The following is an 18,111-nucleotide window of genomic DNA, read 5'->3' on the forward strand; positions in this document are numbered from 1 at the left end:
CATCACCCGATGGGGTGGTGCTCCATCAACTCAGGAGCATCACTGTGTCAACAACGAATCTGCCCATGGGGCAAGTCAATGCGCACGTCAGCGATGAGCTGGTCATGCGGGTAGGTATCCCCCACAAAGGCGGCAAGCTGGCATTCCATGCATTCCGAGAGGGGTACCCCTCAATGGTCAGTGCCAATGCATTTTGGAACCCCAAGAAGGCCCAATTTGTCGTGCCGGAGATCTCCGATCTCTACGAGGTCCCGTTCGCGCTGGATTCGGCCGGGTTTGTGGCCGTGTCACAGTTTCAAGCGAAGGGAAAGCAACCAGGTATGGCGGGGATTTACCCCTGGACAGCTGGCCAATACCTTGAGCTTGCTTCATTGCTGAATCCCGAGTGGTTCAGTGCGCCAGATCTTTGTTGTGAGCCGGAGTTGCAGAACAGCCAGGAAGAAATTGATTTTCGAATCAATGCCACTGCGACCTTGCTGGAAGGCACGCTCCAAACCCTCTATGCATGGCAAAACGAGTTGGCCAAAACTGAATCGGCATCGGTGATCGCAAATATGCTCAAACCACCTGTGCCGGTTGTTCAAGGCTGGCGAAAAGGCGACTACCAGCGCTGTTTGGACCTCATCCTTGAGGTTTGGAGGCGCTGGGAACCGTGGATCGCCCCCCCTCGGCTGATGGGGCTCGGCTCTGTCTGCCGGAGGTCAACCGATCACCCCGAGCATGGGCTCTACGCCATCCTGCAGGCATTGGACGGACGAATCCCAGAGAACACCGCTTTTCACCTGTTCGGGGTGAAGGGCACTTCTCTTGCCCAGGTCAAAAAGCTCGGCTGGGTCAAGTCTGTGGACAGCATGGCTTGGGATGTCGGGGCTCGGATAAAGGCTCACAAAGGGGCCTATTCCAACACCCTGGCGCATCGTGCGGAGGAAATGAGCCGCTGGATGTCGGTTGCGACAGCGCGGATTCTTCCCGGTACCGGGCGTCAGCTGGATCTCCAGTTGTCATCCTGATTACTCGATCCGCACCTATGTGCGGCATTCAACCCATTGGGCCTCGACCCAATGGGCAGGCCCGGAGAAATCTATGAGCAATACAAGCGTCGCCCTGGTCGATATGGTCATGGGCGCAAAGGCCTCACTGCAGGTCAACGAGAAACTGATGGTGGGGGATAAGTTTCGCCTTCTCGGGCGAAGCGTGACGTTCGAAGCAACCACCATTCGTGGTGTCCTTGGAGGGGAAACAACCGTTGTTGATGGTGTCAGCGAGTGCGGTCGCTTCCAAACGACTGCACGGGTGTGTGACACCGCAAATCCCCTCTGATAGCCACATTCATAACCCCTGCGGGCCACACCCGCGAGGGTAGGTCCGCAAAAGGAGAATCAAGTGAAATCTCTGGACCTATTTTTTGATGGTGAAGTAGATACTCCAGTTCCCGATTCTGTCAGCCAAACTGCGCAGGAAGTTAGGATGATGCGGGAATCACCGGAAGAACGAGCACGTCGTAGAATTCAGAACCTGATGCGCGATAAGCACGTTTTATGCCTGGCTTTCAGCTCTGGAAAAGATAGCAGCACAGTCGCTGATTTACTGCTTCGTAGCGCTGTTGAGTTCAAAAAAGCAGGTGGTAGTGTGCCTCCAATTATCATCATTCACAGCTCGACGGGAGTTGAAAATCCAGTCGTTGCAAGAATGGCACTATCTGAGCTTGAAAAGATGGTTGCATTTGGCCGAAAACACCATCTGCAACTCCAGACTTTGATAGGTGAACCTGATCTCAACTCGACTTGGCCTGTGCGTGTAATTGGCGGTAGAGCGCTGCCTACTTACCCGGGCGGTCGTGCTGATTGCACAATTGACTTCAAGACCAAACCGGCTCGCAAACTCATCAATCAGGCGAAGCTCTCATCTGAGGGTTTCGTTGGATGGGGAGCGCCGGTCATCCTGACTGGCGTCCGATCCGGTGAGTCAATCGCTCGCGATCAACGTATTGCCCACAGACATGAAACGGCTGAGGGTACGTGGACGAACGACGATGGAGACCTTCGCGCATCCCCAATATTGGACTTCACTGAGGATGACGTATGGGAGACGCTCGGAATGTCGGCTGCTGGCGTTTATGACTCGTATTCCGATTTCGGAGATGTAATGGATTTCTACCGCGCGAGTGGTGGGTCCAGCTGCGTCATCGTCGCGGACATGAAGATGAACGCATATCAAAAGCCATGTTCGGCCAGATCGGGCTGCTGGGCATGCAGTCGAGTGGGGCGGGATCGGTCAGTTGAGTCGATGATTGAGAGTAACGAGAAAGCCTTCGGTTTTCTCCGACCGCTTAATCGACTTCGCAATTGGATCGTTGACACGCAATTCGACTGGAGCCTTCGACAGTATGTGGGTCGCACGATTTCAAAGGACGGCTATATCGAAGTTGGAGCTGACACGTTCAGTCCTGCAACGCTCAAGAAGCTTTTGATCTACACCCTGACCGCTGAAAGGCTATCCGGCGTGCAGATCATCAGTCCCGAGCAGTTGATCGCCATCGATCTTCGATGGAGCCTCTACGGTCTATTCCCTCCTTTCAGCGCTTTGAAGACCTACTTTGAAGTGGTGGAGCAAGGGCAGTGGGAGGAAGCCCCTGTGGGGCCCAGCTACCCGCACACTCCGGTGCCCAAGATCGGACGCATCCATGTAGGGAACAACTGGTACGAGGTGACAGGCATGAACACTGTTTCGGGCCTGCGAGACCTTGGCGCTGAAATCTTCCACGAGTCCTGTGGCTTTGACCTCAAAGTCCTGGCCAACGGCTCGTTGGTAGCAAACTATGAGGAAGGTGACAAGTTTGAGGTAGACGCTGAGTCTGCCTGCGACTTCATCGCCTTTCTTGCTGAGGACTACATCCGGGACTACTGCCATGAAGACTACCCTGACTGGACAGAGGGCTTCCGAACGTACCTCCGCCTTGGGATGGTCCATATTGGCTCCGGCCAGTCTCGAACCACTGACGAGATCATGCGCCGCACACAGTGGCGACAGGAGCACAACTTGCACGGTCAAAGAAGCCCCCAAGAGCTGGAGGCTCGCTGCGATGTGCTTTACCAGCGGCAGCAGAGCCTGATCTGATGCCGGAAGGGCATTGATATCTATCCGCCAGAACGGTTACGATATGCCTAATGAAACCCTCGCGCTTGCGCGAGGGCTTTCCCAAGTAGCTCTGATGGGGCTCCTTAGGAAAGCAGTTTGCACTTCCTGGCTATGCCTGGCAGTCCATATTCCCAGCTGGGGAGTTGAAACAATCAGCATCCACCGCGTATGGCCACATGCGCATCTTGTCCAACCGGGCCCTCCTACCCGGTTGGGTACGTGGGCCTTTTTTTGTGAGGCCACCATGTATCGAACGTGCCTGCGATGGTTCCTGGCATGAACCGCGCCGCCTTTCTGGGCCTCCGGCTTTGGAAGAGCGGTCTTTTGGTCCCCCCCAGTACCATTGCCCGATCATTGCCTTTTCAAGGTCGAGCCATGCCAGAAATCCTTCTTCGCTTCAGCGACAACGAAACTACTTACGAACGTGTGAACGCATTGGCTGCAGAGCTGGGCATCACACCGGAGCAATGGGTTCTGCGCGCTGTGGCGAAGGATCTTGGCGACTACGGGCTCAAACCCGTCCCCGATGGGCTTCAACCGAAGTCCTTGTCTCAACTGTTCGAAGCCTCAGGCGTCCTGAAGCCTCGAACGTAGCCGCCCCTTCATGGGGTGAGGAGGTTGTATGCGTACCCTTCTTGCCCCACCACCAGTGGGGACAGTCGTGCGATGCTGGTTCCCTGAAAGTGAATCAGTGATGGTCCCCGGTCCGAAGTTTCGGCCGGTACTGGTGTTGGCGGTGGACGATGAGTCTTCACGGGTTCCCCGGGTACTTGTTGCCTATGGGACCTCCCAGCACACAGAGAGAAACGCTCTCGGAGAATTTTTGGCTCCTCGGAGTCTGGTCCCCGAACTGGAATGCGACACGAAGTTCTGCCTCAAGCAGGCGTTCTGGTTGCCACTCACCAGGGAGTATTTCTCTGCTCGCGGCAGGCAATCCGTGCCCGTCGTTCTTCCAACCCGCCTGCACTCTGTGCTACTGCGGGCATACCACGAGGCGCAGTAACTCTGCGCCTTTTTCCCACCCCGGGGCTCCAATTCCCGGTGGGGGAGGGGGCCTCGATATTCTGAGAATCCCCATGCAACAACAAATCTCAACTTCACGGGCTAACGCCGGAAAGTCCTTCAATCTGTCTCGTTCAGAACTCTCTGCGGCGATGCACAACCACCCGGATGCGGGGCGCGTCGAACTGGCGAGTCTGTTTAAGACAGGTGAGCTGGATGTTGACCTGATCGAGCGGGCCCAGCTTTACGTCAGTGAGGCTCTCAAGCGAAGTCCTGTTGTCTCTGTTGAGGTCGCGGCCTTCAGCATGAACATGATCAGCGGCCGGAAGGAAGCTGTGTTTGGTGTCCGGTCTGATGGTGTATTTCATGGCCACTACTTTGCGAGTGCCTTCAAAAAACTGTCGGCATAAAGGATTGACCATGGATCGCAATCAATTCGGTATCACCGACCAAATGGTTCAGGCCGCTCAAGCGTTGCTCGATGCCCGTGCACACGAAGCCATTGTGAAGCCACAGGTGCAGACGTATCAACGTCTCATCCTGGCAAAGCATCGGTTCATGTTTCGCGAAGAGTTCTGTGAAGAGCCTGGTGCAGATCAGCCCATTTCTGACCCTGAAAAGGCTTGGCTGATGAGCGATGCTGATTTTGCAACCTACGTTGCTGATTGCCATCGCGAGCGCGATCGCCTAGGTCTCGTAACAAGGATTCCGGACGGTTGCCCGCTGCTTGAGGCGAAGGCGCGGCGTACGGAAGCTGAATGGCAGCTTTTTGATGTCTTGTCCCAGCACCCTCGACTCGGACATCTCAAGGGGGCCAACCAAAGCGTTTGGCGCATGCGTCAGCAGGCACTGGACCTGGCAGTCAAGTTCATGATGCCATTTCTTGAAGAAGCTACCTCGCGGAACAGTGTTTCGATGTGAGGTAACATAATCCCGTCGCGACTCCCCCCTGGGAGCCGCGCCGTGGCCACAACCAGTGGCCTTTGGAGGTGCCGCTGTCTTCAGTCGCACCCTCAAAGGATCATTGACCTGGGTATCCCATGTCATGAAAAGCTCCCAGCTGGGGAGTCGAACAAATCAGCATCACCTTTTTCAACCCCTGCGGGCCACGTTCTCCGCAATGGGGGCATGGTTCGTTTTTTTCGGAGCAACCATGCAAACTCTAGTAACGATTGGGTCCACTGTTTCTGCGTACGCAGAGATCCTCGTGGACTTACCTGAAGGCGCTTCACGCGCTGACGCCATGGCGATCATCAAGCACGCCAAAGACGCTGCCGAGGTCGCTGGCACGGTCGTATATAAGCCAGACTGGTCAACTCATGAGCATTTTCGAGTGGTCGCAGCAAGCGATGAAGCCATTCAAGAGTTGACGCTCAACACCATGCTGGATGACAAGCAGGCTGGTTAGATACCGTCAGCCGAGCGTGATGGCCGGGAGCGCGCATCTCCTGAGCCCCCACCAACCTTTAACCCTGCGGGTACGCCCCGCACGGGGCTGTGATCCGCGATTCTCAAGGATTCAGTATGCATAAAGGTCAAATCAATTCGGCCGCGACGGTGTACGCCCTCGAACGTCGGGGGTTCTCACTGACCCCACACCAACGAAAGCTGGTGGAGAGCATTGCCTCCATGCAAGTCGGGGGCGACCAACCAGACAGCACACCTTCGGCTACTCCACAGCAAATCGATGCCTTGCAACGATTCGCAGCCAAGCATGGCCGGACATGGAAATGTCGTCTGGTCGAAGCCTGGATGAAAGGCAACGACGACCGATTGCCAGATGGAGGATTGCTACGCCAGATCCGCAATCAACTCGGTACGAAGTGGTTGCGGGACTTTCGCATAGGGGCCCAATGATGGGCAAAGCAGCAACTTCAGCGAAGCGTTCGCGCGGGGCTCACTGCCCCGTTGATCTGACTCGGTTGGTCCGGTACGAGGAAGTGCCAGACGGAACTTGGTACCGCGTTGGCAGCGGTGATTCTCGTGCTGGTGGCATTGGACAGGTGATAGGGATCCTGGCCCTGAAGCACTCACCAGGCTATGAGGTAGTTTTACAGCTTAAGGATGGGAAGGTTGACACCTTCTCACCCCTTCAGCTGTTCCCAATGCAGGACCATGAAATTGCCAACACTGGCAGTGCCAGGCAATTGCAACTCGTGCTCTGATTCCAGGGTAAGAGATACCAATCCCATGTAAGCAAACGGTTCTGGCAACAGGATCACATCAACAACCCATTGGGGAGCCTTCTCCCCTCGGGGAGATGTGCTCTCCTCCTCAAAGTAGAGGCTCCCATGAATCTTGATACATCGATGGGCCGTCAGCGGGCCATCAACACCTCAGGCCGATTCGCAGCCTTCGCGTCACCTGACCCGGACCCACAGCGAATCGTGCTCGCAGCTCAGGACTGGATCCGTATGGCGAATGCCTACTGCGGAGATCGCTTCGCAGAAGCTGACGGAAGATCGGCAATGACGGTATCTGCGGTAGACCACGGTGGATTCCAACACACGATTTTTTCGGTAATACACGGCGGTGCAACAGGTGAGCACCGGGCGGAAGGATACCGATTGGTCCCACCAGCAATGTATGACGGGCTTACCGCAGATTTCATTGACTGGCGCGATCCTGCGACAGTTGAGGCCAGGCGGCGTGGAGACGCAACTGGACTGCTCGTGAGAGTCAAGGGCAGGCTTCTTGTCTGCGCCAAAGCTGTTCACTTCATCCGCGATATCCCATCCGTACCACCGATGCCGCTCCATGAGGCGAAAGACTACGACGTTGCAGCTCGGTCGATGGGCTGGCGAGCAATGGCCTTCAATGGCGCGAATATCAGTTGGAGGTCTCTCAATGGACATCCAGTCGTGATCTACCAGCACCCGATGCAGGCTCGGTGCGTTTCCATGTTGTTCTGGCGTAGCCAGAGCGGCATTCAGGAATACTGCCTTCCAAACGCGCTTGACGCGAGCATGTTCACCGAGCCGGTGGATGTGAAAGCGCCACAGCAGGTGGTGAAGGAAGACCCGATTCAGTTGGGACTTTTCTAAACCACCGATGTCCTCGCAATGCGAGGGCTTCCCCAAGCTCTTCCAGAGGAGAGCTTCGGGAAGAAAGGATTGATATCACCGGCTAAGCCTGTGGTTCAAAACTCCTAGCTAGGGAGCCTAAACACGTAGCTCATCATTTCAATGCCGCACTCAGCGGCGCACAAATCTCAACCATCCCAGCGGGGCACTATTTCCCGCAGGGAAGTGGTGCCTGTTGGATTTTTCAAAGGCATCACTATGAAGATCAGTCAGATAGCAGCGGCATGCTTGTGGCTTCCCGGCTTTGCGCCAGATGAAGACCCCAATCTTGTCCCTGGGTTGCTTGATGCACAAATGGGTCAGGTCGCACTTCGCGATCTCGCACCAATTGCAGCAGTCGAGGCTACCAGCCCAGCAAAGCCAAAATGGCCCCGGCTCATCGACGACGTGCATGCCCAATTGGGCGGGTCCGTCTCGAAGTTTGAAGCCAACCTTGAGGCGATCACGATCCTGCGCAAGCTGGAGAGTGAGGACCGCGATCCATCCGCGCGCGAGCGCGAGATTCTCAACCGGTACACGGGCTGGGGCGGGCTTCCACAAGCCTTCAACCTCCAGCAGAGTGACACCGCCTGGCGCGAACGTTCTTCCAGGCTCATGAGCTTTCTGAGCACTGAAGAGTACGCCTCAGCGATGGCTAGCACCACGGACTCCCACTACACGCCTGTGCCAGTGATCGATGCAATGTGGTCAATGGTCAAGCGCCTGGGCTTCTCTGGTGGCCGGGTACTCGATCCATCCACAGGAACAGGTTTCTTCTTGGGCGCAATGCCCGAGGAGATCGCCAGTCGTAGCACTGTGACCGCCGTTGAGGTGGACAACGTGTCTGCCAGGATCGCAACGAAGCTGTACCGGCATCATGGTGTCCGTGTTCTCAACAGAGGATTCGAGTCGGCCAGTCTGCCGATAGGAATGTTCGACCTCTGTATATCCAACTGCCCCTTCGGGCAGACCAAAGTCGGCGAGGTGCGGAATGTCCCGTATGCCAACTTCTCGATTCACAACTACTTCATCGCTCGTTCGCTGGAGTTGGTGCGGCCGGGAGGGTTGGTCGTCATGCTCACATCCAGTTTCACGCTGGATTCGTGGCGTGACCGGGCCAGGGCGTATTTCGCAAGTCAGGCAGAACTGGTTGGTGCCATTCGGCTACCCGCCTCCACGTTTCAGAAGATGGCGAATACGTCGGTAACTACAGACATCATCATCCTGAAGCGCGTTGCCTCGACGATGGGCCTTGACAAATCATGGACCGAAACGACAGCCCTTCCAAAAGGGTCGCCGATCAACGGAAACCCGTACTACAGCAGCACTCCAATCACTCTCAACAAGTGGTTGGCCCGGAACCCAGAAATGGTGGTCGGAAAGCTGTCCATGGAATCCGCTGCATATGGTGAGAAATCGGTGTGCACGTTCGAAGGCGACTTGAAATCTGCTCTGCAGGAGCGGGTGGAGAGGTTGCCAGAAGGCGTATACAGCCCTCGTCAAGAGACGCCGCGAAAGCAGCGCATTGAGACGATCCGGCTCGATACCGCGATGCGTCCAGGGTTCGCCATGGTCGCAGGCAAGGTGTGTGAAGTGGATGGCGATGTTGCGCGCCCCGTACAAGCTTCAGAAAAGACGCTGGCTCGGATGGAGGGAATGATCGGCGTCCGTGACGCAGTGAGAGCGCTGATCTCAGCGCAGGCCGAGAACGCCAACGACGCGATGTTGAGCATGTACCGAACGGCGCTTGCGGTTGCTTACGATACTTTCGTGAGCAAGTGGGGCTACCTAACGGACAGGCTCAATCGAGCGGTCTTCAAGGGCGATCCGGACTTACCGTTGCTCATGTCGCTTGAGTACCGCGATGACACGGCCAGAACCGTGGAGAAAGCGGCGATTTTCACCCAGCGAACTGTGGGTGCTACCAGGAAGGTATCCCGCTGCGAAAGCTTGCAAGACGCTCTGCAGGTGTCCCTGGCAGAGTCAGGCCGCGTGGTCCCCTCACGGATCGCAGGTCTGGTTGGCAAGGATGAGGAGACTGCAATGCGCGAACTGGAGGAATCCGGTAGCGTGTTTCTGGACCCGGCAGCACCGACTTGGATCGTCGAGGATGCATACCTGTCGGGTAACGTCCGTGAGAAGCTGGTACTGGCCCAGGACGCAGGCGAGCGCTTTGAGCGCAACGTGGCGGCATTGGAGGCGGTACAACCTAAGTTGCTCACACCCGCCGAGATAACACCTCGGTTTGGTTCAACATGGATTCCAGCACGGATCTACGGACAGTTCTTGGATGAAATCCTTGGCGCAGGGAAGGGTAACACCCACTCCGTCGAGGTAAATCTGAGTGTTGGTACGTGGACGGTGGAATCGCCTTACAGCTGTGAATCCAGTATCGCGGCAACTCAAACCTACGGAACTACGCGTGTGCCATGTGGGAAGCTGGTGGAGCTAGCGCTCAATCAGATCGAACCATCGGTATACGACAGAACCAGGGATGGGAAGCAGGTTGCAAATGCGAAAGAGACCATCGCTGCCAGAGAGAAGCAATACGACCTGAGATCCAAGTTCAAGGAGTGGGTTTGGTCGGATGAAGAACGGGCAGAAATGCTCGCGAACGCATACAACCAAGCGTTCAACTCCTGGGTGGTACGCCGATATAACGGGTCGCACCTGGTGCTACCCGGCTTTTCGGATGCATTCTCCTTGCGTGATCATCAAAAGGATGCAGTTTGGAGGTGCTTGTCTTCAGACACGAATGTCCTGCTGGCCCACGCGGTCGGTGCGGGCAAGACACTGGAGATGATCTGTGCTGCCATGGAGATGCGGCGGGTTGGAAAGGCCAGCAAGCCGATGATGGTGGTGCCGAATCACTTGATCGAGCAGGTGGCTGACGAGTTCATGCGGGCATACCCGGCCGCCAACATCTTGATGGCGACAAAGGACGACCTCCATGGAGAGAAGCGCAAAACGCTGCTCTCTCGCATAGCAACAGGAAACTGGGACTGTGTGATCATCACCCATTCATCATTCGAGCGAATTCCTATGAGCGAAAGCTACATGGAATCGTATATAAAGGATGAGCTGGAGAAGATTGAGGACGTGCTCCGTGAGCGATCAAGGGACAGCAAGACCAATAGAATCGTCAAGCAATTGGCGAGGGCTAAAAAGTCTTGGCAAGCAAGGCTGAAAAGCCTCTCAGCAGATCAGAAGAAAGACAATGTTCTAACTTTCGACGAGCTTGGGGTTGATCAGTTGCTGGTCGATGAGAGTCACTACTTCAAGAATTTGTGGCGCTTTTCGAAGATGGAGCGTATTGCAGGGTTGCCAAACAGTGACTCTCAACGCGCGTTCGACATGTTCGTCAAGTGTCGATATGTCTGTATGAGTCGTGGTGATGGTGCTGGCGTCGTTTTTGCTACGGGCACGACAATCACCAACAGTATGGCTGAGGCGTTTGTAGTGCAGCGTTTCCTTCAGGAGGCAACTCTTGAAGCGTGCGGCGTGTCAAACTTTGATGCATGGGCTGCGAACTTTGGTGAGACTGTGACGGCACTTGAGCTTGCTCCAGACGGAAGCGGGTATCGGGTCCAGAGCAGGTTTGCATCATTTGTGAACCTCCCAGAACTGATGAACATGTTTCGTCAGGTTGCGGACATCAAAACGCCGTCGATGCTCAATCTGCCGGTGCCCCGATGCAGGGAAGAAACGATCATTGCCGATGGTGGTGAGGCGCTGAAATCCTATGTCGCGAAGCTGGTCGAGAGATCGGAGAAAATCAAATCAGGGCAGGTGAAGCCAAAGCAGGACAACATGCTGCTGGTGACTGGCCATGGTCGAAAAGCTGCTCTCGATATGCGGTTGGTGGATCCGTTCGCCGAGGACCGTGAAGGTAGCAAGATTGCCCTGTGCGCAAACGGGGTGTTCGAGAAGTGGAAGGCAACTGCGAGCTTCAAAGGCACGCAGCTAGTCTTTTGCGATATCAGCACTCCGAGGACAGATGGTCGATTCGATGCCTATACCGATCTGCGTGACAAGCTGATCGCAAAGGGTATTCCGGCCAGCGAGATTGCCTTCATTCACGATTTCACGACGGATGCTGCGAAAGCGGCCCTGTTCAGAAACGTGCGTGCCGGCATCGTTCGTGTGCTCATGGGTAGTACCGACAAAATGGGAGTGGGGACCAACGTGCAAGAGCGTCTGTGTGCCATCTGGCATCTTGACGTTCCGTGGAGGCCTTCCGACCTGGAGCAACGCAACGGCCGGGGAATTCGCCAAGGGAATATGTGTGAGGAGGTTCACATCTTCTACATGCTGACTCGGGCGAGCTTCGACGCCTACTCTTATCAGCTGCTGGATGCCAAGTGCCACTTCATTGAGCAGATCATGCGCGGCGATACAAGCCTGCGTGTCCTTGATGAAGACTCCGGTGTTCTTACCTTCGCTGAAATCAAGGCGATTGCGTCAGGAAATCCTGCGGTACTGGAGAAGTGCGGTGTTGATGCCGAACTGGCGAAGCTCACTCTGGTCTACGACAAGTGGTCTAGTGAGCGCTGGAGCCATACCCACGAGCTGAAGCAGATGCCACGCTGGATCGAAACGACCCAGCAGAAAATCGAGCGTATGTCGGTGGATGCTGCGACAGTTGCTGCGATGCCAGATGATTCGTTCACCTTCATGGTGAACGGCATTGGTGTTGTGCCAGCGTGCGATGCAGCTAAAGCCTTCAAGAAGATCATCCAGTCGTTGCCACGTAACAGTGGACCCGTTGAGATGGGAACATTCCGGGGCTTGAGCATGTTCGCTGAGAGAAATGAGTTTTCGGAAGTCGAGGCATGGCTCAAAGGGTCGATGGAATACAACTTCAGGATTGCAAAATCTTGGGATAGCTTTGTTTCGTCGATCATTCAGGTGGCCATGAACTTGAGCGCGGAAGTGACTCAGCTGAAGAAGCACCTGGACCGGCAGTTGATCCGCCAGAAGGAACTGGAAGATGAGGTCACACGACCTTTCGACAAACAGGACCGCCTGGAGTATCTGCAGCGTAGAAAGATCGAGCTGGACACGATGCTTGATCTCAACAAGGGGGAGATGTCTGCAGTGGACGAGTCGGATGAAACCGGCGAATCTGCTGTAGCCTGATACCATCCTTCAACAGAGCACCAACAGGACCCGAGAGGGTTCTGTTGGCGGCTTTCCAAAGTGTCCTTCGCTGGACCTTTTGGAAAACCGTTTTGATGCATCAGGCTGCGCCTGTGCTCATATTCCAAGCTGGGGAATCCAAACAATCAGCACAACGCCTCTACGGGGCATATACCGGTGGCCTCCAGGCTGCTTTTCTCAACCCATGCGGGCTTTTGCTCCCGCATCGGGGGTAGGGCTCGCGATTTCGTTCGGAGTTCCTATGAATTTAGCGTTCGCGCATTCCACCCGCGCCCCTCGCGCGTCATCAGGTTTCATTCGTGCACATGATTTGGCCAAGCAATACAAGGCTGATGGGTGCATTCGTGATTTCCGTGTGGATTCTTGTGGCAAGCGAGGCCGAGTGATCACACTGAAAAATGAATCGGGCTGGAGCCCCTACCCACTGTTCGTCGAAAACCCTTCGACTGACGAGCAACTCAACTAACTGAGGCTTCGGCCTCGAATCAACCACACCGGCCCTCACGGGACGGTTTTCTTCAACCTGAGCGGGACCGCCCCCCCGCTCGGGGTGGTGGTCCCGCATTTTTCGGAGACCATCATGGATCTTTTGCAGTTCTACCCCACGGGAGAACGTACGGCTGCGCTGATGTGGGCCAAATTCAAACGCCCTGTCCAGCACCTTTGCGAGCCGAGCGCTGGTAAGGGGCATTTGATACGCTACGCTCAAGAGGGATTCCCGAATCTTCGCGACGAGGAGATTCCCTGGATCGCCGAGTTGGACGATGCCGGTGACAGTCTCACACCAGGTCGGTTTCGGCAGCTGTCCAGATTCAAGTTCAGTCACATCAAGGAAACCTCGGTCATTGAGGTCAACGCTGAGTTTCACTCAACCTTGAAGGCACTGGGGGCCAAGGTCCTCGGGTACGACTTTCTTGAAGTTCGGTCGCTGGCCACAGCTACCTCTGTTCTGCTAAACCCCCCTTTCCGTGCAGGGTGTGCCCACGTTCTGCATGCTTGGGATTGCTTGTTTGATGGCGAAATTGTCGCCATCATCAATTCGGATTCCATTCGCAATCCGTATACCCAAGAGCGTCAACGTCTGCTGACCTTGATTGAGCAGCACGGCTCCGTCGAGTTTCTCCGCGATCAGTTCGTAGATGACGTGGAGCGCAAGACGGATGTTGAGGTGGCTTTGATCTACCTCGATAAGGTCCCTGGAAAGTACCTCAATGTTGAATCGTTGCTTGGTGATCTGACGCGCGGGGATTCAGGGCTCACGGATGTGGACCCCGAAGTCTGCACTGCGCTTTCTCTCCCAGGTAACTACATCGAAGACACCTGTTTTCGATTCCGTCAGGCCGTTCAGGCGGCCAGGAATGCAAGCGAGAGTGCAGCACTTGCGGATCACCTTTCGAATGCCATTGGTCTGTCCTTGGAAGAGATGCAGTCCAAAGGTGTTGGGAGTGATTTCCGAGAGGTCTCGTCATCGATTCGAGAAGCTGCGAATGCAGATTTTCGTGATCGGTATGCAAAGCTCAAGCGGCAGGCATGGGGCCAAGTCCTGCGGTCATCACTGCTGAACCAGAAGTTGTCCAACCAAGCGCGCAAGCGCCTGGAGGCATCCGCAGAAGAGATTTATGACCTCGACTTCTCACCTAGCAACATCCACGGGCTCTTTGCTGGCGTCTTGAACTCCCTTGAGGACATCTTCAAGGACATGATGCTCCAGCTGTTCGACACGATCATTGGAAAGTCGAATGAGAATGTCGCGTACTACAAAAGCTACCGGTCGAGCGAAAAGCATCGAATCGGGATGCGCCTACGGAAAACCCGTTTCATCCTTCCAAGGATGCGGCCTGGGTACAACTCCGTTGACTATGAGGCACAGGGAATACTTGGCGATATCGACAAGTGCTTTCACTACCTGCATGGTGCAACTGGGGAGTATGACGGGCTGGTTGACTCGATTCGCAAGAATGGAGTCAAGTCGGGGGTCCGCTACGAAACGCGCTACTTTGGGTTTCGTTGGCATGCGGGAGTCCAAACCATTCACGTTTATGCCAATTCCCCGGAGGTCATGGACAAGCTAAATCGATTCGTCGGCAAGCTCCGCAACTGGCTACCTGGCGATATGGATGAAGCAAACGCTGATTTCAAGAAGCAGTACGAGAAGGCTGAATCTTTCACTGACGAGTATTTGACGGCCTACCGAAAGGGACGGTTTTCGAGTATCGGCGAGAGCGAGATTGCTCATCGTGCGGTGCGTCTTGCTCAAGGCAATAGCCAGGAGGAGGACGCCTACACCCTGACGCGCTTGGCAGCGGCCATCGATGAAGTTCATGAAAAGCATGGTCTCTTGATTGGTCCATCGCTTAAGTCTTCAGCTCCCACGAAGGCTATCGGTCAGGGCTCCCAAGCTCATTCCGATGCTGAAGTGGCAGTTGCTCCGCAGCAGCTCCTGCTCGCTGCATAGTCGCCTTGGTCTCCGCCCGTCTCCGCGTGGTGGCGTCGTGCGAGGCCACTGAGCGATTTACAATAGGCCTACACCCTCGGGTGTATGGCTTTTCATTGAATCCTTCTTCAGGGTCCAATGACAAGCCAAATTGTTGTACCAGTCTGCACTGGTGCTCATGTTCCAAGCTGGGGAATACAAACAATCAGCAAGACTGCTCACACGAGCTTTCATCAACCCGGATGGGCATCTGTTGCCCACGGGCCGGTGCTCTTCCATTTCTTGGAGATAGCACTATGCACACCCCCGATCAGCTTTCACTGGCTCGAATTGACACAGCCTTCGACCAGTTGAATTCGCTACTGGACGCTCGCGGCGTTCTTGATGACGAAGCGACACTCCGTGCCACAGCCATGCTGCGTCTGGAGATCGCTCGCGCTATGGGTCAATCTGACCGCATTTCTGCAGCTGAGCTGACGCTTCAGGAGATGAACCCACTTCTGCAAGGTTTCGACCTCCGAACGTTCTCTGGGTGGACATCTGCCGCACTCGCACTGTTGAAAGGTGTGTCCCCAGGTACTGCCCTCTGGGATCAGGCCTTCGATGGTTACCTTCTTGAAGAAGGGGGCTTTCTGGTGGCCGTGGCCGCTTCTGAGGTGAAAAACGGCCAGATCCGAACGTTGGATGGCCAATACGACGATGCCACCCAGGTGGACTCGTCAGCCTGGGACAGTGGTCGTGAAACATGGGATGGCTGCAAAGACCCGTCACTGGGTCGTGATGTACTTCTTAACCCGAAGTTGGTGGTACTGGAGACCATCCCCGCTGATTGAGTGGGTTCACCCACTCCTTACCTGTGAAGCTTGAGCCCCTTGGGGTTCAGGTCTTCCCAATGCCCCTTTCATTAGGGGGCTTTGGCAAGATCCATATCGCCAGCGTTCCGCTGACGATCGAAGCGGTAGCTGACCGTTCCCGTAAGGGTAGAACCAGCATTCACGCGGTTTAGCCGTACCTCAACCTGCCGGGTTCCAGACCCGGTAGGGGCTGTCCCTGGCTCTTCCATTTGGAGACTGTCATGACAGCAGATACTTTGTCGCGCCCAACGGGTGCTTCCCTTCTTTCGGTGAATCATCAACTATCGCTCGTGGTAGACCTCGATGAGCGTGGTTCGTTTCGCGCGCATGTCGAGAACTGCCTCGGCCGTTCGATCTATGAGTTCAGCAATGAAGACCCTGAGACTGGCCAGCCCGATGCCGATGGCCTGTGGCTTGTTGAATTCGGGTTCATGCGCCATGCCCGTGATACGGACGGCCTGCTGGACTACCTCCGGACCATGGGAATTGTTGGAGCAAGCGCAACACTCGTCATCGAGGAGTGAACCATGCATGTCAACGAAATCCGGGATTTCATTGAACGTGCTCCCAAACGGTTTGCCTTTGATGGCCAGCGAATGCGGAATCACGCGCATGTCCGATACCAATGGTTTTCCCAGATTTCCATTGGGTCGATCGATTCACGAATCAACCGCAGGGCGGGGATCGTAGACAAGTGGATACCGTGGGTGAACCCCACCTACAAATCCATGTCCAGGCACAGAAAAAAAGTTGCCAAACGGTCACAGTTCATCAGGGGACTGGGCGCCTCACCGTTCTGAACGACCCCGCGCGTATCGGAGCTTTCATCATCAGCCCCGGATGGGCATTGCCTGACCGGGGCATGCCCAGTTCAACCTTCCTCAGGAACAACAGCATGTTTAGTTCAAATCCATCATCACTGCTCTCTGGGCCCACCCCCCGCGAAATGGAAATTTCCATACACGCTGGTCCCAGCCGTGAAGCCGACATCACCGCTCTCTATGAGCAGCGTGATGCCTACATCAGTCACCTGGCAGAGCTGGGTTGCATCAACCTCCAGAACCTTGGTGAACTTGATCGTCTCGGTCGAGTTAAAGTGGCCAGTGCCCTTTGGGGCCTCTGCACAACGGAGGCTCAACAAGCGCTCCTTGCCGATCAGCACCACCAGGTGAGATCCTGTGCAGTGATCTCGTCCAGGTATCACTGACCTCTCATGCTGGACTTCTACTACTCCACCATGCAGGGGGGTAAGTCAACGGCTCTCCTGCAACGCCGCTACAACCTGACCTCAATCGGTCGCCGCGTGTTGGTGATGACCAGCTCGCTTGATGACCGATTTGGGGTTGGCAAAGTGACATCCCGCCTCGGCCTCCAGTGTGAAGCGACGCTTTACACCAGAGAAACGGTGTTCACCATGTCAGATGCCTTCATTGGCGTCGATGAGCTGCTGATTGAAGAGGCGCAGTTTCTGACGGCTGTCCAGGTGCAGCAGATCCATAAGAACCTGTGCACGGGGCAAGGCCTTCAGGTCGCTTGCTTTGGTCTTAGAACCGACTTTCAGGGCAACCCGTTCGAAGGAGCCGCGTCCTTGCTGGCCTTGGCCGACAACCTGCACGAGATCAGCACCTTGTGCCTGTGTGGGACGAAGGCCACCATGAACCTTCGAGTCGATCCCAACGGTCATCCTGTCCGCGAGGGTGATGTCGTCGAAATCGGCGGTGACAGCCGCTATCGGCCAGTATGTCCAAAATGCTTTTACTGACCCCTGCGGGCCTCTAACGAGGCTTCGGGGAAGGTGGGGCTCAAACAGATCCTCTGAGCCCCCTCTATGGGGCCTCAGGGCTTTCCAAAGGTATTTCTCGATGCCTTTGGAAAGCGATTTCAACTCGCTGGCCTAGAGTCAGTGAATGAACCGGCAGCTGGCCGTGCCTCCCCTGGCAAAACAGCATCCCTTTGGCGCAAGCCAATTTAACCCTGTCGGGCATCATGCCCGTTAGGCAGGTGCTCGACTTTTTCTAGGAGATCACCTTGAACACAAGAGCGCGAACCGTGTCAGTCCTCGAAGGCGTGGCAACGATGGAGAGCGGAGATGTCGTTGACCTGACATCCATACAGGCGACGCTGAACGAGGCCTTCGCCGAGACCGGCGATCAGCGATACATGCGTGCCTCGGACAATCTGGCCAGGATCACCGGGCTGGAACAAACTGCTGCTGGCTTCATTCCTTCAGCCGCCACCTGAGAAGCTAATCCGAAACTCTTAAACCCATACGTTCCTGCGCAAACAAGGAACTGTCGATGCGATTCCAGTTGGCGAAAGTCCGTTGATTGCGGCTTTCTTCCGAGGGGTGCCGCAACGACCTCTGACCAACGCCAGTTCCATTGACTGGTCTCAAATCAACGTCAGCCGAAAGGCATGCCGTTTCGAACCCTAAAGCCCAGCGCGCTTCCTTCGGGAAACG

Annotated in this window: 16 protein-coding genes; 15 read left to right on the forward strand and 1 reads right to left on the reverse strand. The window is 55.5% G+C overall.

Going from position 1 to position 18,111, the window contains the following annotated elements; all coding sequences use genetic code 11:
- Positions 1-44 precede the first annotated feature (44 nt).
- From ACODSU_RS08495 to ACODSU_RS08555, 13 genes are all read left to right on the forward strand, one after another.
- Entirely contained in the window at positions 45-1,010 is a 966-nt protein-coding gene (locus ACODSU_RS08495) for a deazapurine DNA modification protein DpdA family protein (protein WP_488841619.1), read from the forward strand.
- A 73-nt stretch (positions 1,011-1,083) separates the two neighbouring features.
- Positions 1,084-1,320 carry a hypothetical protein gene (locus tag ACODSU_RS08500; protein ID WP_488841621.1) on the forward strand — a complete coding sequence of 79 codons (237 nt, stop codon included), beginning with the start codon at positions 1,084-1,086 and terminating at the stop codon, positions 1,318-1,320.
- 63 nt (positions 1,321-1,383) lie between these two features.
- Positions 1,384-3,117 (forward strand): adenine nucleotide alpha hydrolase family protein, encoded by a 1,734-nt coding sequence (locus ACODSU_RS08505; RefSeq protein WP_488841623.1) that lies wholly within the window; start codon positions 1,384-1,386, stop codon positions 3,115-3,117.
- Positions 3,118-3,513: 396 nt separating this feature from the next.
- On the forward strand, positions 3,514-3,732 hold the full coding sequence (locus tag ACODSU_RS08510) for a hypothetical protein (protein WP_488841625.1): 219 nt from the start codon (positions 3,514-3,516) through the stop codon (positions 3,730-3,732).
- Between the two features lie 482 nt (positions 3,733-4,214).
- The gene (locus ACODSU_RS08515) at positions 4,215-4,550 is read left to right on the forward strand and encodes a hypothetical protein (RefSeq protein WP_488841627.1); all 336 of its coding nucleotides are present in this window, start codon (positions 4,215-4,217) and stop codon (positions 4,548-4,550) included.
- 10 nt (positions 4,551-4,560) lie between these two features.
- Positions 4,561-5,061, forward strand: coding sequence for a hypothetical protein (locus ACODSU_RS08520; protein ID WP_488841629.1), 501 nt, complete (start codon positions 4,561-4,563; stop codon positions 5,059-5,061).
- A gap of 322 nt (positions 5,062-5,383) precedes the next feature.
- Positions 5,384-5,548 carry a hypothetical protein gene (locus ACODSU_RS08525; protein WP_488841631.1) on the forward strand — a complete coding sequence of 55 codons (165 nt, stop codon included), beginning with the start codon at positions 5,384-5,386 and terminating at the stop codon, positions 5,546-5,548.
- 116 nt (positions 5,549-5,664) lie between these two features.
- On the forward strand, positions 5,665-5,997 hold the full coding sequence (locus ACODSU_RS08530) for a hypothetical protein (protein ID WP_488841633.1): 333 nt from the start codon (positions 5,665-5,667) through the stop codon (positions 5,995-5,997).
- Positions 5,998-6,431: 434 nt separating this feature from the next.
- Positions 6,432-7,184 carry a hypothetical protein gene (locus ACODSU_RS08535; RefSeq protein WP_488841635.1) on the forward strand — a complete coding sequence of 251 codons (753 nt, stop codon included), beginning with the start codon at positions 6,432-6,434 and terminating at the stop codon, positions 7,182-7,184.
- Positions 7,185-7,421: 237 nt separating this feature from the next.
- Complete coding sequence (locus tag ACODSU_RS08540) at positions 7,422-12,341, forward strand: DEAD/DEAH box helicase family protein (protein WP_488841636.1); 4,920 nt, start codon at positions 7,422-7,424, stop codon at positions 12,339-12,341.
- Between the two features lie 601 nt (positions 12,342-12,942).
- Positions 12,943-14,817: a DUF4942 domain-containing protein gene (locus ACODSU_RS08545; RefSeq protein WP_488841638.1), complete on the forward strand. Its 1,875-nt coding sequence runs from the start codon at positions 12,943-12,945 to the stop codon at positions 14,815-14,817.
- 275 nt (positions 14,818-15,092) lie between these two features.
- The gene (locus tag ACODSU_RS08550) at positions 15,093-15,629 is read left to right on the forward strand and encodes a hypothetical protein (protein WP_488841640.1); all 537 of its coding nucleotides are present in this window, start codon (positions 15,093-15,095) and stop codon (positions 15,627-15,629) included.
- Between the two features lie 242 nt (positions 15,630-15,871).
- Positions 15,872-16,174: a hypothetical protein gene (locus ACODSU_RS08555; RefSeq protein WP_488841642.1), complete on the forward strand. Its 303-nt coding sequence runs from the start codon at positions 15,872-15,874 to the stop codon at positions 16,172-16,174.
- 392 nt (positions 16,175-16,566) lie between these two features.
- Here ACODSU_RS08555 and ACODSU_RS08560 read toward each other — a convergent pair whose 3' ends face one another.
- Positions 16,567-16,815, reverse strand: a complete 249-nt coding sequence (locus ACODSU_RS08560) for a hypothetical protein (protein WP_488841644.1) — start codon at positions 16,813-16,815, stop codon at positions 16,567-16,569.
- 48 nt (positions 16,816-16,863) lie between these two features.
- On the opposite strand from ACODSU_RS08560, the gene ACODSU_RS08565 reads away from it, so the two are divergent.
- Both ACODSU_RS08565 and ACODSU_RS08570 read left to right on the forward strand, forming a co-directional pair.
- A complete protein-coding gene (locus tag ACODSU_RS08565) occupies positions 16,864-17,412 on the forward strand; it encodes a thymidine kinase (RefSeq protein WP_488841646.1) in 549 nt (182 codons plus the stop codon).
- Positions 17,413-17,678: 266 nt separating this feature from the next.
- Positions 17,679-17,891 (forward strand): hypothetical protein, encoded by a 213-nt coding sequence (locus tag ACODSU_RS08570; RefSeq protein WP_488841648.1) that lies wholly within the window; start codon positions 17,679-17,681, stop codon positions 17,889-17,891.
- Positions 17,892-18,111: the final 220 nt, after the last annotated feature.

Source organism: Acidovorax sp. FG48, assembly GCF_057809085.1.